Genomic DNA, 2,754 nt, shown 5'->3' with positions numbered 1-2,754 from the left:
GGGAACATGCAGTTTTGTTGCTCTTTATCAAAAGAGAATCTGCTCCTAAATTCACGGGCATTAGATAGGTGTTGCATAATTATTCTGTTCGGCTCGTTGTAAATTTGGCTGGGCTATTAATTTTAAATATCTTGGCGCACTAACAAATCAGAGGCTATTGCCGCATAAATTTAGCCTGGCAGGATACATAATAAATGGATACGAACAAAACCACCACCACAATTCTTCAAACAAAACAGCACTTTGAAATTCTCGACGGATTGAGGGGCATTGCTGCATGGGCCGTTGTAATATTTCATTTTATGGAGTGGGCTTACACCGATCCTGGCCAGAACTTTATTGGGCACGGTTTTTTAGCTGTCGATTTCTTCTTCTGCCTTTCTGGATTTGTAATAGGGTATGCCTACGACGATCGTATAGGAAAAATGGGAGTTCTCGAGTTTTTTAAATCAAGGATTATCAGGTTGCACCCGCTAGTTATAGCCGGATCGATATTAGGCTTGCTGGCGTTTTTGTTCGATCCATTTGGAGGTCATCCAGAATTGTATAATACTGGTAAGATCATCCTTACGTTTTTGTGTTCGTTATTGCTTATCCCCTTGCCTATAATAGAAGATCGTGGATTTAACCTGTTCAGCTTCAATGCACCATCATGGTCTTTATTTTGGGAATATATAGCTAATGTCGTTTACGCATTTGTACTTTATAACATTAAACGTAGCTATCTGCTATTGTTAACCATACTTGCAGCGACAGCGATTTGCCTGGTCAGTTATCGCTCAGGAAATTTATTGGGTGGTTGGAGCGGTCCAACCTTTTGGGATGGGGCTGCCCGGATATCATATTCTTTTTTAGCAGGATTGCTTATTTACCGTTCCAACTGGATCATCAAGAACAAGCTGGGATTTATTAGCCTGGCCATATTATTGTTTCTGGCCTTTTTAATGCCATCCTCAAAATGGAATTGGTTATCCGAACCTTTCATCGTACTATTTTATTTCCCATTGCTGATCGCGTTGGGTGCAGGTGCTATATTGGCTCCTGGCCTTAAAAAGTTTTGTGTCTTTTCAGGTAAGATTTCTTATCCATTATACATGACACATTATGCCGTGTTGTGGATGTTCGGGAATTACTACACCAGTCATAAGGTAAGCTCCATGCAACTTACGTTGATAATTGTTGCCGGACTAATTCTACTTACCGGGGCAGCATACCTGATAATGGTAGTTTATGATATTCCCGTAAGAAAATATTTAAGTAATAAGCGCACCGCAAAAAGAAAGGGTGCACCCTCCGGCGCACCCTTATCTACCTAAAAAAACCAAACTCTAACCTAATTATGAAACTTTAATTTCTTTGTTTTGAGATTTCACTTCGTCTTTTCCAATCGTGATATTTAAAATCCCGTTCACATATTCAGCAGTAATGTTATCTGCATTTACGCTTTCAGGTAATACAAAGGATCTGGCAAATGAGAAGTAATCAAACTCTCTGCGTGTGTAATCTTTTTTCTCTTCTGTTTCGCTTGTTTTTTTCTCGGCCCAAACAGAAAGTGTGTCTTTTTTTAAGTTGATTTGAAAATCTTCTTTAGTTAAACCCGGCGCAGCGATTTCAATTTTATACTCGGTTTCGGTTTCTAAAATGTTTACGCCCGGCACTTTGTTAATCGTTAAGTTTTTATTTATGGCTTCACTAAACAAAGAGTCAAATACATTGTTAAAGTAAGGTGCGGTGTTTCTGGTTCTGTTGTTAAATTTTACTAGTGTCATCGTTTATGTTCTCCTATTTTTTAATTTAAATTTTATATAAACCGTATAATCAAGTCCCATACCAACCCCATTTTTTATGATTTTAAAGACATTTTGGCGCAACAAAACAACTAAGCAAGACAAAACGGCAGATATAGTAAACCAAATAGACAGTTTTAAGTATAAAACGACTATAGAAACACGCTTTGCTGATTTTGATATGATGGGGCATGTAAACAACGCAACCTACTTTACCTTCATGGAAATTGCCCGGGCCAAATACTGGAAGCAGGCTGTACAATGGGACTGGAAAAAAACAGGTGTGGTCATTGCCCACGCCTCACTGGAATACATCATTCCGGTTTTTCCCGATGATAAAATCAGCATGTACGTTCGCACCTCCAGAATTGGTAAGAGTAGTTTTGACCTGGAATACTTACTGGTTAGGACGCAGAATGGTGAGGAAATTGTTTGCAGTAAAGGAAAAACGGTGTGCGTAGCCTTTGACTATCGGGCCAAAACCTCGGTAGTGATTCCTGACGAGGAAAAAAACAAGATGATGATCTTTGAGCAACTTGATAGTAATTAACCGAGTTGCTCTTATACTTAAAATATCTTACCTGGATTAAGGATGCCATTAGGATCAAATACACTTTTTATTCCTCGCATCAGATTAAGATTAATCTCGCTGTATTTTATAGGCATAAATTCTTTTTGAACCAGTCCAATACCGTGTTCTCCGGATATAGTTCCTCCCAGGGCACTTGTTAATTCGAATATCTCGACGATGCCGTCTTTGAGTTTGTTTTTCCAATCCTCATCACTCATACCTGCTTTAATGATGTTAATATGTAGGTTGCCGTCGCCTGCATGACCATAACAAACACTTTCAAATCCATACCTGGATCCTATTTCTTTTATACCATTAATCAATTTTGGTAAGGCAGCTCTAGGAACAACCGTATCTTCTTCCTTATAAACGGAATTAGATTTAACAGATTCTGCC

General features: G+C 38.7%; 4 protein-coding genes. 2 read left to right on the top strand and 2 right to left on the bottom strand.

Features of this window, described 5'->3' with window-relative positions; genetic code table 11:
* Positions 1–194: 194 nt before the first annotated feature.
* Positions 195–1,316, top strand: a complete 1,122-nt coding sequence (locus tag AC1DDX_RS26100; protein ID WP_337716114.1) for an acyltransferase family protein — start codon at positions 195–197, stop codon at positions 1,314–1,316.
* Positions 1,317–1,337: 21 nt separating this feature from the next.
* On the opposite strand, the gene AC1DDX_RS26095 is transcribed toward AC1DDX_RS26100, so the two are convergent.
* The gene (locus tag AC1DDX_RS26095) at positions 1,338–1,769 is read right to left on the bottom strand and encodes an Hsp20/alpha crystallin family protein (protein ID WP_172662785.1); all 432 of its coding nucleotides are present in this window, start codon (positions 1,767–1,769) and stop codon (positions 1,338–1,340) included.
* Positions 1,770–1,845: 76 nt separating this feature from the next.
* On the opposite strand from AC1DDX_RS26095, the gene AC1DDX_RS26090 reads away from it, so the two are divergent.
* Complete coding sequence (locus AC1DDX_RS26090; protein WP_337716113.1) at positions 1,846–2,337, top strand: acyl-CoA thioesterase; 492 nt, start codon at positions 1,846–1,848, stop codon at positions 2,335–2,337.
* A gap of 17 nt (positions 2,338–2,354) precedes the next feature.
* Here AC1DDX_RS26090 and AC1DDX_RS26085 read toward each other — a convergent pair.
* The coding region (locus AC1DDX_RS26085; protein ID WP_477622888.1) for an FAD-linked oxidase C-terminal domain-containing protein at positions 2,355–2,754 on the bottom strand (400 nt) is incomplete at its 5' end.

This window comes from Pedobacter sp. 10L46_2 (genome assembly GCF_056395165.1).
This window is presented reverse-complemented; position numbering and strand designations above follow the sequence as displayed.